General features: G+C 39.0%; 3 protein-coding genes. 1 reads left to right on the forward strand and 2 read right to left on the reverse strand.

The window, feature by feature from the left end:
- The first annotated feature begins 294 nt into the window (after positions 1–294).
- A complete protein-coding gene (locus F6K13_RS29515) occupies positions 295–498 on the forward strand; it encodes a hypothetical protein (RefSeq protein WP_287245394.1) in 204 nt (67 codons plus the stop codon).
- A gap of 91 nt (positions 499–589) precedes the next feature.
- Here F6K13_RS29515 and F6K13_RS29520 read toward each other — a convergent pair whose 3' ends face one another.
- Both F6K13_RS29520 and F6K13_RS35520 read right to left on the reverse strand, forming a co-directional pair.
- On the reverse strand, positions 590–1,831 hold the full coding sequence (locus F6K13_RS29520; protein ID WP_124147758.1) for an FIST N-terminal domain-containing protein: 1,242 nt from the start codon (positions 1,829–1,831) through the stop codon (positions 590–592).
- Positions 1,832–2,038: 207 nt separating this feature from the next.
- The gene (locus tag F6K13_RS35520; protein ID WP_275670474.1) at positions 2,039–2,110 is read right to left on the reverse strand and encodes a zinc ribbon domain-containing protein; all 72 of its coding nucleotides are present in this window, start codon (positions 2,108–2,110) and stop codon (positions 2,039–2,041) included.
- Positions 2,111–2,234 lie beyond the last annotated feature (124 nt).

A 2,234-nucleotide genomic window follows, 5' to 3' on the forward strand; every position in this document is an offset into this window, starting at 1 on the left:
TGAAAAAATGACTCGAAGGAATCTTATTGATGAGTTGGAGAGAGTTGTTCATTCCCTTCAAGAAAGTTATTTAGATATTTGTTTTGGTGGAGAAATTGAACCAGACCCATCCTATGATCTTCAGGATGATAAATAATGTGAGAAACGAAGATAATTCCAGATTTGATTTCTAATACAATCACCGATTAGTTAGTGTAATACTTACGCTAACCACTTTTTCTTTTTGTCCAAAGTCCAATTATTAGCCATTTATTGTTAATTATTCTTGTGTTTACTTCAACGTAGAGACCTTGCATGCAACGTCCCTACCCACTCCCCTACGCCATTGCTGAGGGGCGGGATGAATATAAGTGGGATGGGTATCTTGCCTGCGGTGAAAATATCAGGAACGGGGGGAACGGGAACGGGCAAGATGCCCATTCCACAAAACGATTAAAATCACCCCGCATTTATGCAACGCTCCCCTACTCCCCCACAATGCGAAAATGTAGCAAATAATTTATCAAATTGGTATAATACCCCGCCGTCTACAGGATGTTGACAATTGGTTGAGGTTTGAGTCCCCATCCACTTCTTCCTTCTTCCTTCTTCAAGAAGGTTGACGACAAATACCAAATACAGAGGTGTAACCATGTAAAAATGTACTACCACCCACCGGACCAATTTCACCATTACAGAAAAAGCCACTGATAGGAATATTCAAATAACTACTAAATAATCTAGAATCAAAATTAGGTTTACCATATAATCCTTCTCCTCTTCCCAAACAAGCAAACATTAAAGCAGTAGCATTATTTGTAGATTTAGTCTCAAAAGAAACTTCTCTTTGATAGCGCTCTAGTAAAATTTCTAAATCTTCTGCTGAGGTATTAGCATCTCGTAAATGAAATTGAATTCGTTGGCCCGCCCTTACCTTATCACCAATGGCTATCGCTCCTGCTTTAGGGTCAACTCCAATTAAATTACGGATGAGAAAATCTCCCTGTTTTAAGTTTTGCTGAAATTCGTCTCTTACTATACCGACAAAGAGAGAATTTTCTGCTAGCTTCCTGTCTTGTTCGTTGAGATTTTGTACTAAGCCTTGTAATGCTTCTAGCGGAGATTGTTTAATACCACCTACCATTTGGTCAGAACTAACTAATTCTTCAAGTTCTAGAACTATATTACGTTCTCCTTCTGTAACACGATATGGTTTACCAATAGGCCGACAGCCTTGTGCTACTATTGTTTCTAAAATAATATTGCCAGATAGAGAGACTCCTACAGCTCCTTCTTCACAAAGGCGGTCTTCACAAAAAAGTCCTGCACTGTTACCATTTGGGCCACTACTAGCTAATCCTCCTACTTTAGCTGAATTAGGATAAGCATAATCTAGCCCTTGAAGCAGGTCATTGATTTTGGCAGAAAATGGGTCAGCGAGTATAATAAATTGAGGATTGTCTGTAGTAGGTACTCCGATGAGATTACACCAGTCATCGGGAGAACTGTCTAAGTCTGGTAGTTGTTCTGCACAGATGTGAAAAGCTGTTACTGTGACTTCTGGCAAATGTGCCAAACTGAGACTAATGGCTGGTTGGTGTTCTAATTCTTGTGGTTTTCCATCATCTTTCATACCAACTATACCACCACCTCCACAACCGACGAGTACTGTTTCTGGTAAATATTCTTTTAGTAGAGGCATGAGTCGTGAATATTCACTGGTAAAGGCTGAGGAGATAAATACCAGTCCTAAATTTGCTGTAGTTCCTAATGATTCTAAACTTTTTTGTGCTACTTCTTTAACTGCTGCTTCTAATGAGGGACGGGTTGATAGAGAGTTTGACCACTGCATGTATACGGAGGCTCCTTGTGAATATATTTTTAATATTAATATTTCAGTATAGGTGAAGTTCTCTCCCGTTAAATCGGAGATGATAACGGAAGTTTCTCAAACAAAAAAGTTTCTTGCTCCTGCTGGCGCAACGTTGCACGAACACAGGTTGATTAACGTCTTACGCCTCCACAAGCAGGCAAGGTGATACCCACCTCGTTTAATGTTTTATTGCAATATGTTAATTGCAGCATTCTCATCTCTATCTAAAACTATTTTACATAATGGACAAGAATGAATTCTAACTGATCAAGTTAATGGTACTTTCTGACCACAATTACTACAATGAGTGAAAGGTATGATTCGGGTTGACTTTAATTACATGAACACCGCATTTTACCGCCACTGCATTCAATTTTTCAAT

It is taken from the genome of Okeania sp. SIO2B9, from assembly GCF_010672505.1.
Lineage (GTDB): Bacteria > Cyanobacteriota > Cyanobacteriia > Cyanobacteriales > Microcoleaceae > Okeania > Okeania hirsuta.

Bases quoted from the DNA above. Each gene is read 5' to 3' on its own strand.
- F6K13_RS29515 (WP_287245394.1), top strand. From the start codon at position 295: ATGCAACGTCCCTACCCACTCCCCTACGCCATTGCTGAGGGGCGGGAT.
- F6K13_RS29520 (WP_124147758.1), bottom strand. From the start codon at position 1,831: ATGCAGTGGTCAAACTCTCTATCAACCCGTCCCTCATTAGAAGCAGCA.